General features: G+C 58.7%; 17 protein-coding genes. 7 read left to right on the forward strand and 10 right to left on the reverse strand.

The window, feature by feature from the left end:
• Nucleotides 1-5 precede the first annotated feature (5 nt).
• The 3 genes from I6G90_RS06085 to I6G90_RS06095 all read left to right on the forward strand — a co-directional run bounded on the left by I6G90_RS06085 (nucleotide 6) and on the right by I6G90_RS06095 (nucleotide 2,084).
• Complete coding sequence (locus tag I6G90_RS06085) at nucleotides 6-206, forward strand: hypothetical protein (protein WP_197930267.1); 201 nt, start codon at nucleotides 6-8, stop codon at nucleotides 204-206.
• Between the two features lie 177 nt (nucleotides 207-383).
• A complete protein-coding gene (locus I6G90_RS06090) occupies nucleotides 384-1,670 on the forward strand; it encodes a citrate synthase (protein WP_042059419.1) in 1,287 nt (428 codons plus the stop codon).
• A 93-nt stretch (nucleotides 1,671-1,763) separates the two neighbouring features.
• Nucleotides 1,764-2,084, forward strand: a complete 321-nt coding sequence (locus I6G90_RS06095; RefSeq protein ID WP_197930268.1) for a DUF4377 domain-containing protein — start codon at nucleotides 1,764-1,766, stop codon at nucleotides 2,082-2,084.
• 123 nt (nucleotides 2,085-2,207) lie between these two features.
• On the opposite strand, the gene I6G90_RS06100 is transcribed toward I6G90_RS06095, so the two are convergent.
• From I6G90_RS06100 to I6G90_RS06115, 4 genes are all read right to left on the reverse strand, one after another.
• Entirely contained in the window at nucleotides 2,208-2,672 is a 465-nt protein-coding gene (locus I6G90_RS06100; RefSeq protein ID WP_197930269.1) for a GNAT family N-acetyltransferase, read from the reverse strand.
• A gap of 114 nt (nucleotides 2,673-2,786) precedes the next feature.
• Nucleotides 2,787-3,227, reverse strand: coding sequence for an acetyltransferase (locus I6G90_RS06105; protein ID WP_197930270.1), 441 nt, complete (start codon nucleotides 3,225-3,227; stop codon nucleotides 2,787-2,789).
• Nucleotides 3,228-3,279: 52 nt separating this feature from the next.
• Nucleotides 3,280-3,612, reverse strand: a complete 333-nt coding sequence (locus tag I6G90_RS06110; protein WP_058051605.1) for a YnfA family protein — start codon at nucleotides 3,610-3,612, stop codon at nucleotides 3,280-3,282.
• 151 nt (nucleotides 3,613-3,763) lie between these two features.
• Entirely contained in the window at nucleotides 3,764-4,609 is an 846-nt protein-coding gene (locus I6G90_RS06115; protein WP_058051743.1) for a DUF5718 family protein, read from the reverse strand.
• Nucleotides 4,610-4,946: 337 nt separating this feature from the next.
• Here I6G90_RS06115 and cyaB point away from each other — a divergent pair, with 337 nt between their 5' ends.
• Genes cyaB through I6G90_RS06130 form a run of 3 tightly spaced genes read left to right on the forward strand, consistent with a single transcriptional unit; the run spans nucleotide 4,947 to nucleotide 6,494 of the window.
• Nucleotides 4,947-5,513, forward strand: a complete 567-nt coding sequence (cyaB, locus tag I6G90_RS06120; RefSeq protein ID WP_197931169.1) for a class IV adenylate cyclase — start codon at nucleotides 4,947-4,949, stop codon at nucleotides 5,511-5,513.
• Between the two features lie 55 nt (nucleotides 5,514-5,568).
• The gene (locus tag I6G90_RS06125) at nucleotides 5,569-6,081 is read left to right on the forward strand and encodes a DUF4823 domain-containing protein (protein ID WP_197930271.1); all 513 of its coding nucleotides are present in this window, start codon (nucleotides 5,569-5,571) and stop codon (nucleotides 6,079-6,081) included.
• A 20-nt stretch (nucleotides 6,082-6,101) separates the two neighbouring features.
• The gene (locus I6G90_RS06130) at nucleotides 6,102-6,494 is read left to right on the forward strand and encodes an NUDIX hydrolase (RefSeq protein WP_197930272.1); all 393 of its coding nucleotides are present in this window, start codon (nucleotides 6,102-6,104) and stop codon (nucleotides 6,492-6,494) included.
• A gap of 74 nt (nucleotides 6,495-6,568) precedes the next feature.
• On the opposite strand, the gene pdxY is transcribed toward I6G90_RS06130, so the two are convergent.
• From pdxY to I6G90_RS06145, 3 genes are all read right to left on the reverse strand, one after another.
• A complete protein-coding gene (pdxY, locus tag I6G90_RS06135) occupies nucleotides 6,569-7,432 on the reverse strand; it encodes a pyridoxal kinase PdxY (protein ID WP_197930273.1) in 864 nt (287 codons plus the stop codon).
• Nucleotides 7,433-7,605: 173 nt separating this feature from the next.
• A complete protein-coding gene (locus I6G90_RS06140) occupies nucleotides 7,606-8,382 on the reverse strand; it encodes a DUF429 domain-containing protein (protein ID WP_197930274.1) in 777 nt (258 codons plus the stop codon).
• Between the two features lie 83 nt (nucleotides 8,383-8,465).
• The gene (locus tag I6G90_RS06145) at nucleotides 8,466-9,029 is read right to left on the reverse strand and encodes a VC2662 family protein (protein ID WP_058051609.1); all 564 of its coding nucleotides are present in this window, start codon (nucleotides 9,027-9,029) and stop codon (nucleotides 8,466-8,468) included.
• Between the two features lie 260 nt (nucleotides 9,030-9,289).
• Here I6G90_RS06145 and ybcJ point away from each other — a divergent pair, with 260 nt between their 5' ends.
• The gene (ybcJ, locus tag I6G90_RS06150; RefSeq protein ID WP_005361116.1) at nucleotides 9,290-9,523 is read left to right on the forward strand and encodes a ribosome-associated protein YbcJ; all 234 of its coding nucleotides are present in this window, start codon (nucleotides 9,290-9,292) and stop codon (nucleotides 9,521-9,523) included.
• A gap of 33 nt (nucleotides 9,524-9,556) precedes the next feature.
• Here ybcJ and I6G90_RS06155 read toward each other — a convergent pair whose 3' ends face one another.
• From I6G90_RS06155 to I6G90_RS06165, 3 genes are all read right to left on the reverse strand, one after another.
• On the reverse strand, nucleotides 9,557-10,030 hold the full coding sequence (locus I6G90_RS06155) for a DUF4442 domain-containing protein (RefSeq protein WP_197930275.1): 474 nt from the start codon (nucleotides 10,028-10,030) through the stop codon (nucleotides 9,557-9,559).
• Between the two features lie 166 nt (nucleotides 10,031-10,196).
• Entirely contained in the window at nucleotides 10,197-11,948 is a 1,752-nt protein-coding gene (locus tag I6G90_RS06160) for an ABC transporter transmembrane domain-containing protein (protein ID WP_197930277.1), read from the reverse strand.
• A complete protein-coding gene (locus I6G90_RS06165; protein WP_197930279.1) occupies nucleotides 11,945-13,681 on the reverse strand; it encodes an ABC transporter transmembrane domain-containing protein in 1,737 nt (578 codons plus the stop codon). Before I6G90_RS06165 ends, I6G90_RS06160 begins: the two co-directional genes overlap by 4 nt.
• Nucleotides 13,682-13,788 lie beyond the last annotated feature (107 nt).

Below are 13,788 nucleotides of genomic sequence, written 5' to 3' on the forward strand. Positions count from 1 at the left end.
ACGGAATGGTGATTGTTGGTTTTTTGTTACCAAAACACTCTGAAAAAGCCAAAACGCGAGTTTTCGGTTTCACATCAGGCTTTGCCAAAGCGTTTCAAACACCTGCAGCCATGACCCACGTGGCGCAGTATATCGGCGGCCTTAACCGAAGACAATCAATTAGCTACAAAGAAAACACAAAATCGCAAACTCGATCGCATATTTAATTTAACATTTCATTAATGCCATTAATGGGGTTTCAGCAAAATTGACATTGATAAGGAACTCTGTTTCAAATAAGGCGCTCCAGCCACCTCGGTATGGGTAACAACCTTTGCCAGCGTCATAAAAGTCGTAATAGAGTAGGACTGGAACCAAATTATAAAGAGCAAAGGAGACGTGCTATGGCTGATAAGATAGCCACCCTACACCTGCCCGGAAAAGATCCGGTCGAACTGCCGATCCTCTCCGGCACCATCGGCCCGGATGTCATCGATGTCAGAAAATTGGGATCACAGGGGTATTTCACCTTTGACCCCGGTTTCATGGCCACCGGTTCTTGCAAATCTGCCATTACCTACATTGACGGGGATCTGGGTGTCTTGCTGCACCGGGGTTACCCTATCGCCCAGCTTGCTACCCAGGCCACCTATCTGGAAGTCTGCTATATCCTGCTGTATGGCGAGGCGCCCACCAAGGCGCAATATGCCGAATTCGAACGTCTGGTCACCCGCCACACCATGGTGCACGAGCAGATCGCCTTCTTCTTCCGCGGCTTCCGTCGTGACTCCCACCCCATGGCCATCATGTGCGGTGTGGTCAGCGCCCTCTCCGCCTTCTATCACGATGCCCTCGACATCAACAACGAGCAGCATCGCGAGATCTGTGCCTTCCGTCTGCTCTCCAAGATGCCGACCCTGGCTGCCATGTGTTACAAGTACTCCATCGGCCAGCCGTTCATGCAGCCGCGTAACGCCCTCTCCTATGCAGGCAACTTCCTGCACATGATGTTTGGCGTGCCGACCGAAGAGTACAAGGTCAACCCCATCGTTGAACGCGCCATGGACCGTATCTTCACCCTCCATGCGGATCACGAGCAGAACGCCTCCACCTCCACCGTTCGTCTGGCTGGCTCCTCCGGTGCCAACCCGTTCGCCTGTATCGCCGCCGGGATCGCCTCCCTGTGGGGACCGGCCCACGGTGGTGCCAACGAAGCCTGCCTGCGCATGCTGGAAGAGATCGGCTCGGTGGATCGTATCCCCGAGTACATCGCCAAGGCGAAGGACAAGAATGATCCGTTCCGCCTGATGGGCTTCGGTCACCGTGTCTACAAGAACCACGACCCACGTGCCACCGTGATGCGCGAAACTTGTCACGAAGTGCTGACCGAGCTGCAGATCAAGGATCCGCTGCTGGACGTCGCCATGGAGCTGGAGCGCATTGCGCTCTCCGACCCCTACTTCGTCGAGAAGAAGCTCTACCCGAACGTGGACTTCTACTCCGGCATCATCATGAAGGCGATCGGCATCCCGATGAGCATGTTCACCGTGATCTTCGCCATCTCCCGTACCATCGGCTGGATTGCCCACTGGAACGAGTTCCACTCAGACCCGGACAGCAAGATCGGTCGTCCACGCCAGCTCTACGTGGGCCACCCGCTGCGCGAGTTCACTCCGCTCGAGCAGCGCTAACCACTGCACTGATATGGTTTGTTACAAAGGCGGTCATTGACCGCCTTTTTGTTTGCCGCTTTAATGCCCCCTTTCGCGTTGAAGGAGTCCATCATGAAACCACTGTTTATCAGCGCCGCCTTGCTGCTGACCGCCTGCCAGAGCGCCCCCGCCCCGTCACAGGGGGAGACCCTCTATATCAACAGCCAGCTGGTCGATTGCGTCGGGGTTGGCCCGATGCAGTGCATGCAGGTTCGCAGCGATGAGCAGCAGCCCTGGACGCTGTTCTACCAGAATATTGAAGGCTTCCAGTTCGAGCCGGGTTACCGCTATCAGCTCACTGTCAGCAAGGAGCAGCTCACCGATGTACCGGCCGATGCGTCCTCCCTGCGCTATCAGCTGATCAAGGTGGTCAATAAAGTCGCAGCCCGTTAATCGCAGTCTCTCTTTTAGCAACGCATCCCCGCGCCGGGTGGCAACCCGCGCATCTCGTCTGTAAAAAACGGGAGGCCTTACGACCTCCCGTTTTTTCTAATTCACCCGCACCCAGTATCACACTTACTGGCATACGCTATTTTCCTGCGGCCGTTTGATCACGAATCCCCGCTCGATCCCGGCCTTGAATCCCAGCTTCTCGTAAAGCCGATGGGCCGCCTCGCGCCCCTCCCCCGATAGCAGCATCACCTTGTAGCACCTCTGCTCCCAGGCGAGGGCCAACGCCTTCTCCAACACCCGCTGACTCAACCCACGACAGCGAAACCGCTTGGCGGTGATCACGTGTTCTATGATACCAAATGGCCTACCCTCGTTGGTCAGCGTCGGAACGATCCCCAGCTGACAGGTCGCCGCCAGCTGACCATCCACCTCGGCAACAATAAGCCGAATGCGGGGATCGCTCAGCAGTGACTCAAGGGTCGCGATAGCCATGTCGGCTGCCAGCGGAGGATCATCGGGTCGCAACTCTCTGTAGAGCGCCAGCAACCCGGCCAGGTCAGTCACTCTGCACGTTCTGATCATCTCCATCCCTTCTCTCCATCCAGACCGACGATATCCACACGGTGTCAGCGCAGACACGAACGGGAGCATACACGGCTATTCCCCGCTCGTTATATGGATCCTGCAACTCAACAGGAGCGATCAGCTCGGTGCCAACACCATATGCAGCAGCGGATAGGGCTTGCCCTGACCATCCAGCGGCGAGCGACCCGTCACGGTGAATCCCATCTTCAGATAGAAGCCCACCGCCTGTGCGTTCTGCTCGTTGACGTCAACCAGCTTCGCACCGCACTGGCCGATGGCATGCGCCACCAGCAAGCGACCCACGCCACTGCCCCGCGCCTCAGGAGCCACAAACAGCATCTCCAGCTTGTCCTCGAGCACGCCGCTAAAACCCGCAATGTGCCCCTCTTCTGTGCGGGCACAGTACAGTGTCACCGCATCGAAATAGTGCTCCAGGATAAGCGGTCTGAGGGCCAGGATCTCGGCCTCTGGCAGGAAGTGGTGGGTTGCCCGCACTGAGGCCTCCCACAGATCAATGAGGGTTTGATAGTCTTCCCCGTTTGCGTGTGCAATCTGCATGGTTGTTTATCCACTTTTTAACATGACTAACCTTCAGCGTTGTTCGCATTCGTTACCCATGACGAGGAGCGAACATGATGATGGCCATTCCAATCAGAGCAATGAACGAACCAACAAGATCCCACATACTCGGCCGAATACCATCCACTAACCAAAGCCAGAAGATGGCGACGAAGATATACACACCGCCATATGCCGCATAGACACGCCCTGCAGCGGTAGGATGCAACGATAGTAGCCATGCAAACAGCATGAGACTCAATCCTGCGGGGATCAGTAACCAGATGCTGCGACCCTGATTCAACCAGAGATATGGCAAATAACAGCCAAGGATCTCGAAAAAAGCCGTAATCAGAAACAAGGCGATCGTTTTTAGCTCAAGCATGCGCGGCCTGTGCCCCCTGAAAAATGGGGAATACTAAAGCAAGCCACTGGATAACGTAAGCCGAGCACTCTCTTTGACCATCCATTCAGGCAAACCTTCAGCAACAAACCTGAGCAGTCTGCCCAGCAGGAGCAGGGCAGACTGTGGTTGATTAGCGAGCCTGTACCGCCTGCAGCAGCACCGACACATCGGCGCCAAAGTTGCGGCTGCGGATCGCTTCGCGGATATCCGCTTCGCTATAACGGCTGCCCGGGTAGACCACCACACAGGAGGTGTCGCCCGGTTTGAGGAAGTGGGTCTCGCCAAACGGGGTATAACGGGTGGCACCGATACTGATCAGCGCATGGGGAGGATGCCCCGCCTGCGCCAGCAACCCCTGAATATGCTCCGCCGGCCCCTCGTCCTGCTGATGGTTGAACTTGTCGATGGCCCAGTCGAGCAGCTGACCGTGGAAGTAGCTGTAATCGATGGCAGCGCTGTCTACCCCGTAAGCGTGCAGCTCACCATCGCGCTCCAGATAGCAGGCGATGCGATAGTCATCAAGCTCGCAACCGGCGGCAAAACCGGAGAGCGGCAGCAAGTTAGCCGCCAACCCCTTGCTCTCTTCACCCCAGTTCTTCTTCTCGCTGATCTTCTTGGCGTTGGGACGACGGATGGAGCAGTCGTTGTAGGCACCAAAGGCGCGGGGATGGATCGCCACCACCTGCTTGCCGGCATACTCCAGCTCGCACCAGAGCGCCACTTCAGGCTCGATCTGCACCTTCTCGTCACCGCTGACCGCCGCCTCCGGCAAGAAGATCGCCTTGTCGCTCAACGGGAATACCCCGAGCTGACCCGGATGACCCGGCACGAAGAAGGGGAACAGCGCCTTGGGCGCCGTGGTATCGCGCACCACGACCGCCACGAAGTCCGACGCTTCGCCCGCCTGCTCCAGATGACCGGCGAAATTGCCCGCCACCCCGAGTCCGATAAACTTGCTCTCTGCTGTCACTTGCATCTTGCTCACCTGCATCTTGCCCACGCAAGGTAGCAGGCTCGTCGCCCACTACCGCTAAAGTGGCAAGATTAAACCACAAGGGCCCCGCCTTCGCCCAGTCCGGCCCTACGGTGGTGTGCGCCAGTCCGCTTTTTTGACCCTGGTTGGCGACCGCTTGAACACCTTTAGCGCCGTCGAACCAAACCAGTCATCGCCAAAAAACGGCCCGCCCACCGTTCGCCGCAGCTCGCCACAACAGGAAACGAAGCGTTTCCGATATGCGCAGCCATTCTCCTTGGGCCTGCGCCCCAACTTTGCTAGGCTGCCTGCCACACAGGCTCACAGAGGGATCTTCTTGATGTCACAGGCGCACTTTCAGGGCCGCTTCGAAGTCGAGTTCAAATATCGGCTGGCGGATCGCCCCGACTTCCTCAAGGCACTGCTCGCCCTCAATCCGGAGGTCATGCTGGAAGATAATCTTGAGCAGGATCGCTACTTCGACACCCCGGACGATGCCCTTGCCCAGGCAGGCAAGAGTCTGGCAATCCGCACCATGCAGCCCTCCGGCATCCAGCTCTGGATCGTCAAGGGGCCCGAGGCGGATCGCTGCGAGGCGGTCAATATCAATGATGCGGACAAGGCCGTCAGCATGCTCTTGACCATGAACTACCGGCAGATACTCGAGATCACCAAAAGGCGCAGCATCTACTTCATTGGCCCGTTTCACGTCACCCTGGATCATCTGGCCGGGATCGGGGATTTTGCCGAGCTCGCCATCATGACCGATGACGAAAACCGGCTAGAGGAATATCGACGTGCACTGAATAATCTTGCAAAAAAGTTGGGGTTAAAGAGACGTGAGCATCGTTCTTACAAAGAGTTATGTGAACTCAATCAAGAAGTCGATGACATTTTTTTGATATAAAAATCATCGTATTACCTACCATTTAATGCCTATAAATCAAACAAGGGAATGTATTTTGAAACACTATCTATGTGCAATCGTCTCATTGCTCGCCGCCGGATGCAGCTCTACATATCAACAATCTGATGTACAAGCCATCACCCAGAAACTCGATGCCACTCAAGGAGTGCTTATTTCTCAACCTCAAGATGGCTCTTATGAAACGACCCAATATCAGAACTCGGGGCAGATGACAGCCCAAGCAATCTATACTGCGTTTTCCAAAAAAGCCCACAACGTCGAGTTGACGGCCCAATGTCATGGCGATGCTTGCCTCAATACCATCTCACCAACCGAATTCAGATACTATGTAAAACCCGTCATTCTCCATTGGGAAGAGCGTGCAACAGAATGGTCAGGGAAACCAGATGTAATTGAAATACAAGTGGTTATCTACGATACACTGAGCAAAAAAAGCATCGCTAATAGTTCGTTCAAAGGGAAAAGCAAATGGCTGACGTTCGGTGGTGATCACCCGCAAGATCTGCTGACAGAACCCGCTGAAAAATACGTGAATAGCCTCTACTAGCGAAATAAAGAGAGATAACGATGATCGACAAACTCGCCTGGCTCACCTTTAAAGATCAGCAACTGCTCTGCGCCCGCTCCCACGGCAAGACGAGCTACTACATCCCCGGCGGCAAGCGGGAACAGGGCGAGAGCGATGAGGCGGCGCTGATCCGCGAGATTGAGGAGGAGCTGGCCGTCACCTTGCAGCCCGATACCCTGCGCTTTGCCTGCGAGTTCAGCGCCCAGGCCGATGGCAAACCGGCTGGGGTCGAGGTGCGACTGCGCTGCTACACCGGCGAAGCGAGCGGTACTCCGGTCGCCTCGGCCGAGATCGCCGAGCTGCGCTGGCTCGACAGCTCTCACCTCAATGAGCTCTCCCCCGTCTCCCGTCTGCTGTTTGCCTGGCTGGTTGAGCAAGGGCTTATTCGCTAATCCCACAAACGAGAGCGGTGCAAACAAAAGAGGTGAGCCAATGACTCACCTCTTTGCATCACAAGTTGCACTGCTCAGCGCAGTTGCACCGCTCGCGCCTGAACTTCCGGCAAGGCAAAGGCATCTTGCGCGGCGATGAGTTGCAGCTCGTAAGCCTGCTGGCGCCAGGTCTCTTGCAGCACCGCATCTACCGAGGCGTTGGTACGCTCGAACGCGCTCACCGCATCGTGGCCTGCCAGCAAATTCGCCAGCATCAGGGCGCTGATAAGATCGCCCACACCTACCGGCTGGCGGGCAAAGTCGTAGAGCGGACGGGCAATCAGGTAATCCCCTTGCGGGGTTGCCAGCAGCATTTCGAAGCGGCTGGAGTCCTGCGCCGCACGACCCAGATGCTTGACCAGCACCAGCTTGACGCCGCGAGCCAGCAGCTGATGGGCGGCGGCGCGGGTTTGATCCAGATCCGCCAGATGGGTATCACAGAGGGTCTCCAGCTCCAGCAGGTTGGGGGCCATCATATCGGCCACCGGCAGCGCCTGCTCGGTCAGGAAACGGGTGACACCGGGAGCGACGATACACCCCTTCTCCGGATGGCCCATCACCGGGTCACAGAAGTAGATGGCATCGGGGTTGGCTGCCTTGACGGCGTTGACCACGGTCAGGATCTCGTCACCCTGCTCGGCGGAACCAAGATAGCCACTCAGCACGGCGTCACAGCCGCTCAACGCCTCGATATTGCCCAATCCTTTCACCAACGCGCTGATATGACCCGCTGGCATCGCCATCCCCTGCCACCCCTGGGCATATTGGGTATGATTGGAAAATTGCACCGTGTTGATGGGCCATACATCCATACCAAGGCGGCGCATGGGGAAGACGGCCGCGCTGTTGCCGGCACAACCAAAGACCACGTGGGACTGAATAGAGAGAACGGATTTCATCGGGAATACCACAGCAAAGGATCAGCAAGGTGGGCAATATATCGGATGAAGATAACGATGCGCCACCTTGTCACGGGATGAACAGGCAATTTCCTGACTAAAGACAGGTTTTTTTCGCCATTTGGCCAGCGTCGGCAGGGTAAGCGGCGCCATGATGCCCGCGCCCCCATCCCTCACATCCCGTTACGTTCAACAGCATGACGGGCAAAGTGATAGACCCATCCCTCATCACGGGGCATGTCACTGGGTGGCTGAACCAGCTCGGGCAACACGGTCACCTTGCCACCTGCGGCATATTGCAGCGCCATCAGGGCGCACAGCGCCGCATCGTAACGATCGGTGCCGACCAGCACGTCCGCAGGCAGCAAGGCCGCCAGCTCGGGTCTGGCAGGGGATGCCTTGCCGCCCATTTTGGCCAATGCCGGATAGACCTCCAGCACGGCACGACTGGCCTTCGGGACAACGGTCGGCACCAGTTGCAGATCCGAGAGCTGTGGCAGCATGGAGAGCGCCAGGGTGGCGTTGTTGCCGAGCCGATCGAAGGTGGCAGAGAGCGGTTTCTTGCCGTATTGCTGATACAGCCAGCGCTCGCAGTCGCGATAGGCGTAGGGGTTGTCTATCTCACGCTCGGGAACGGCGCAGCTGTGTGGCTGGCCATTGAGCAGATCACGCAAGGCGCGGGGAAAGGCGAGCGGCGCATCGATACCGAGTGCCAGTTGCGGGCAGGCTTCTACCTGCATCAGGGTCAGCTCGTTTTGCAGGGCCGGGCGCAGCAGGGCGGCCAGATCCGGCGCCACCCGCGAGCTCAGGCGAAACAGCGGCGACACCCCGAGCCAGTGCAGGCGATTGGAACCGGCCTGCCAGCCCACCACAGCCACCGCCTGGGCGCTGCCCTGCCAGCCACGTACATCCCAGCCGATCCCGATTGCACTCATCTGCCCTGCCGTCATCAATTACCTCTTTTCGCCTGTCACACGTTGCAAGAGGCACAGGGTAATCAGCAGAGGCCCTTAACGCAAAGCGAACTGCTTTGTCAGAACGATTTTTGGAAGTTCACCAGCGGCAAAATGGGGAAAATGCCGTTGGCGGCGTAGTTGGCCAGCCCGATCTGCAAGCCATCAAGATGCTTGGTCGCATTGATAAAGCCAATCTGGAAGGTGGTACGCTCGGCGTAATTGACGAAGCCGACGTTGGCCAGTGCATTGCCCTTGGCGATATTGACCGCCCCCCAGTTAAGCCCCTGCACATTGTTGGTCAGGTTGACCAGCCCGAGATTGACGCCGGTATCCTGCCCCTCATGCCAGTTGATAGCGTTGATGGCCACCCCGCCAAACTGGTGGCGCACCCGACCGGCACCGAGGAAGATCCCGAGCTGCAGGCCGCTGAACTGATCCACATCGGAGAGGGCGAAGATCGGCAGATCAATACCCTTCACCTGACCGGTCCGACCGTAGAGCAGCGAGGCGCGCGCCCCTTCCACCTGATGGGACGCGGGCAAATTGACCCCGGGCAGCGAGACCTGCACCGGAGTACTGGCCTGCGCGACACCGCACAGAGTAAGGGCGCTGCATGCCAGCAGCAGGCGGGAGAGTGTCATGGGACGTTCCTTGGGCCATTGAGAGTGACCCGATCCTAACAGTCAGGGGAGAGTATGGGCACACCAGCAGGGACGAGGTGCGTCACGATACGTCACGGGTGGCCCTCTCACCTGTCCATCAGGTCTTGCGAAAGCGCCACCTTAAGGACAATCGGCCACTTTTTCGCAGCGATTGGCCCCTCTTCCTTTCTTTGCCTGAGCGAACTGCCTAAAATAGTCGCCCTGCTGTATCCGGCATTCATCCATCTAGAGGATTTTCCATGGAGACGTTTCTGCTCGAAGGCCACCCCTTCGTTGCCTTGTGTGACCTTATCAAACATCAGGGGTGGGCCGATTGTGGCGGCGCAGCCAAAGCCCTCGTTGCCGAAGGGCTGGTCGAGGTGGACGGTCAGGTCGAGACCCGCAAGCGCTGCAAGATCGTGGCCGAACAGGTGGTCAACTTCAACGGCATGAAGGTTGTGGTCAAAGAGGGCGTCAGCCCGGAGATTGGCTAAGCCCGTCCCGAGGTGCCACGCTCTGGCAACCCGCTAGCTGGCCTTGATCGACAGGGTCAGCACAAAACGCGCCATCGCCTCATCCCCGTTCAATGACGGACAGGTGGCCACCACCTGGATGGGGCGATTGATGCGCTGACCGCTTGCCAGCGACTCGTCGATCATGGCGTCGATCTCCTCCCCCGCTGCGCAGTCGAACTGCACATCCCCCTCCGGTCGTTTCAAAAACTCCCCCTGCACATCCTTGAAGGCGAAGTGCACCTTCTTGCGCCGCTGCCGCCCCTTCTCCATCACCAGCAGACCACCTACCAGATCGGCGCCGGTCGCCAGCACGCCAAAATACATGCTGCCCAGATGGTTGCGGGTACGCCAGCCAAGGGGAATGCGAATGCGCAGCGCCTTGGCGTTCATCTCTTCGATGATCGGGGCACAAAACCCGATGACGGGAATGTAGCGCCAGGCAAACAGCCGAAGCGCCAGATTGGCTTTGAAGCGTTGCAAATCCATATGCGAACTGATCCGATGAGTTAATGTAAACAACATGTTGCCTGCATCTGTGGCATTCGACAAGCACAGGGATCACGGTTACGACCTTTTGATCGGCGTAAAAAAAGAGGGAACCGCACCGGTTCCCTCTTCTCGTTCATCTCTCTGATAACAGCAAATGTGCCACTCAGGCGCGCTTCTCTTCGAGCCAGGCCCCCTGACTCTGCATCTCGAACAGCTGGGCATAGTGACCGCCGAGGGCCATCAGCTCGCTGTGGCTGCCCCGCTCGCTCACCTGACCGCGGGAGAGCAGCAGGATCTCGTCCGCATCGACGATGGTCGAGAGGCGGTGGGCGATGGCGATGGTAGTGCGGCCACGACGGGCGGCAGAGATCGCCTGCGACAGCGCCAGCTCGGTCTGGGAGTCCACGCTCGCCGTTGCTTCATCCAGAATGAGGATGCGCGGATCCCCCACCAGCGCGCGGGCAAAGGAGAGCAGTTGCCGCTGGCCGGCGGAGAGGTTCTTGCCCCCCTCCTCCATCAGGGTGTTGATCCCCTGTGGCAGGCTGCGCACAAACTCGGCCAGCTGTACCTCGCTCAGCGCTTGCCAGAGCCGCGCTTCATCTATTCCGGCGCGGCCGAGACGCAGGTTCTCCGCCAGGGTGCCGACGAAGATAAAGGGATCCTGCTGCACCAACCCAATGCTGCGGCGCACCGCCGCCAGCGACAGGGTATCCAGTGCGTGATCATCGAAGCGGATCTGCCCCTGATCCAGCGGATAGAAGCCCATCAGCAGGCTGATAATGGTGGACTTACCGCTGCCGGTATGGCCCACCAGCGCCAGCATCTGGCCCGGATTTGCGGCAAAGCTGACCTCCCGCAGCACCTGCTGCTCACCATCGTAGGAGAAGCTCACCCGCTCGAAACTGACCCGCCCTTCCAGCGGGAGCAGCTCGCCGTCGGTACTCTCGCGAGTTTCATCGAGCAGGGCAAAGACCCGCTCCCCCGCCACCATCGCCTGCTGCAGCTGGTTGAGCTGGTTGGTCATCTCGATGAGCGGCTCGATCATCCGTCCCAGATAGCTGATAAAGGCGTAGAGCACCCCCACCTGAATGGCACCCGCGCTGCTCAACACCTCATGGGCAAACAGCGCCAACAGGCCGATCAGCACCATCATGTAGAAGAGATCGATGAGCGGACGCAGCAAGATGCCGTTGATCTTGAGGCTCTTGATCCGTGCCGCCCAGTGTTGCTGATTCACCTCGGCAAAGGCGTTGGCAAAGTGACGCTCCTGCACCATGGCCTGGATCACCGGCATCCCCTGCAGCGACTCGTTGAGGCGGCTGTTGATGTCGGAGAGCAGGCTGCGGGTCGCTCGCACCACCGGCACGCTCAGTTTCTGGTAGAGCCACATCACCCCACCCACCGCGGGCAGCAACAGGGAGCAGACCAGCATCAGCCGCAGATCCAGCAGCGCCATGGAGATGAGAATGCCGCACAGCAGCACCACTTTTTGCACCAGCAAGCCGATCACCTGCACATAGAGGTTCATGATCGCCTCGGTGTCGTTGGTGATGCGGGAAATCAGCGAGCCGGAGCGATGCTTGTCAAAGTAACGGGCCGGCAAGCGGATGGCGGTGGCAAATACCTGCTCGCGCAAGGTTTGCACTACCGCCTGGGCGATGCGGTTAAAGCGCAGGGATTGCAAATAGAAACCCGCCGCCGAGAGCACCTGCAACCCCAGATAGCCTGCCGCAATCAGGGCAATGGTGGGCAGCACGATATTGCGTGGCGCCAGATAGTCATCGATAAAGAGCTTGATCAGCAGCGGCCCGGCCACTTCGGCGCCGGTGGCGAGCAGCAGGCAAATCCCCGCCTGAATGAGCCAGCGAGGATAGCGGGCGCAGTAGGCGAGCAGTCGTTTAATAGTCGGATTCACAGGCTCTCCTCCACCGCTTCTTCGAGACGCTGGTAACGCACCATATCTGCGTACCAGCCATTGTGCGCCATCAGGGCCCCGTGATGACCCCGCTCGCTGACGGCCCCCTGCTCCAGCACCAGGATCTCGTCGGCCTGCTCCACCGCCGTCATGCGATGGCTGACCAGGATCAGGGTGCGACGATGGGCCTTGAGGGCGTGCAGAATCTGCTGCTCGGTGTGGGCATCCACCGCCGAGAGCGCATCATCGAGCACCAGAATAGGCGCCTCCAGCAGCAGGGCGCGGGCAATGGCCAGCCGCTGTTTCTGGCCACCAGAGAGGGTCACCCCCTTCTCCCCCACCTCGGTCTCATACCCCTTGGGGAAACGCACGATGTCATCGTGGACACAGGCAATGCGTGCCACCCGCTCGACCTCCTCGCGGCTCGCATCGGGTTTGCCGAGGGCAATATTGGCGGCGATGGTGGTAGAAAACAGGAATGGCTCCTGCGGCACATAGGCAAACTGGCTGCGCAGAGTACCGAGCGGCAGCTGCTCAATCGGTACTCCCCCCATGGCAATCGAACCGTCAGTCGGATTGGCGAGGCGCATCAACAGCTTGAGCAGAGAGCTCTTGCCTACCCCGGTGCGTCCCACCACCCCGAGCATGCCCCCTTGCTTGAGGGTAACGTCGATATCCGCAAGCAGGGTGCGCTGCTCAAGTCGATAGCTCACCCCGTTGATCTGCAGCGGAAACGCAGAGGTAAATGCCGCTGGCTGGGCGGGCTCTTCGATATCGCTGCGCTCCCCAAGCAGGCTCTCGATGCGGGAGTAGGCGGCGCTGCCCCGCTCGATGATGTTGAACAGCCAGGCGATGGCAAACATCGGCCAGATCAGCTGGCCAAGGTACATGGTGAAGCTGGTGAGCTCCCCCAGAGTCAGCTCATCGCGCAGCACCAGCACACTGCCCCCCGCCACCGCGAGGAAGTAGGAGCAACCGATGCAGAGATAGATGACCGGATCGAACTTGGCATCGATGCGGGCCACCGCCATATTGCGTTCCCCCGCCTGTCTGGTCAGCTCGGCAAAGCCTTCATCTTCCAGCGATTCGACTGCATAGGATTTCAGCACCCGCACGCCGGAAAGGGCCTCCTGGGTCTTGTTGTTAAGCCTGGAGAAGGCCCCTTGCGCCGCCTTGAACTGGGTGTAGATCTGGGTGCCGAAGCGGTTCATGAAATAGGCCATCACCGGCAGCGGCAACAGCGAAACCAGCGTCAATTGCCAGGAGTACTGGCTGCACATGATGGAGAGCACCAATACCCCGACCATGATGGAGTCCACCAGCGTCAGCACCCCTTCGCCAGCGGTCATCTCCACCGCCTGAATGTCGTTGGTGGCATGGGCCATCAGATCGCCGGTACGGTGACGCTGATAAAAATCAGGGCTCATCCGGGCGAAATGGCTGAACAGACGATTGCGCAGGACATACGCCAGCCGGTAGGAGGCACCAAACAGCATCACCCGCCAGACGTAGCGCAACAGATAGATGAGCACGCCAAGCCCGAACAGCCCGGCCAGATAGCGCATCAGGGTGCCATTGTCGAGACCGCCCTTGGCGATGCCATCCACCACCCAGCCCACTACTTTGGGCGGAATAACGGTCAACAGAGCCACCATCAGCAGCAGGGCGATGGCGGCCAGATAGCGGGGCCACTGCTCCTTGAAAAACCAGCTCAATCGTAGAAATACGCTCACACCACCAACCTTTAGCGCTGTCTGCCCGTGACCGCTCCAAGGAGTAGCCATCTGACAGATCACACAGAACAATAGAAGAATGAAAACAATCGCCTCCGGCTGGAGGC

This window comes from Aeromonas allosaccharophila (assembly GCF_016026615.1).
GTDB lineage: Bacteria > Pseudomonadota > Gammaproteobacteria > Enterobacterales > Aeromonadaceae > Aeromonas > Aeromonas allosaccharophila.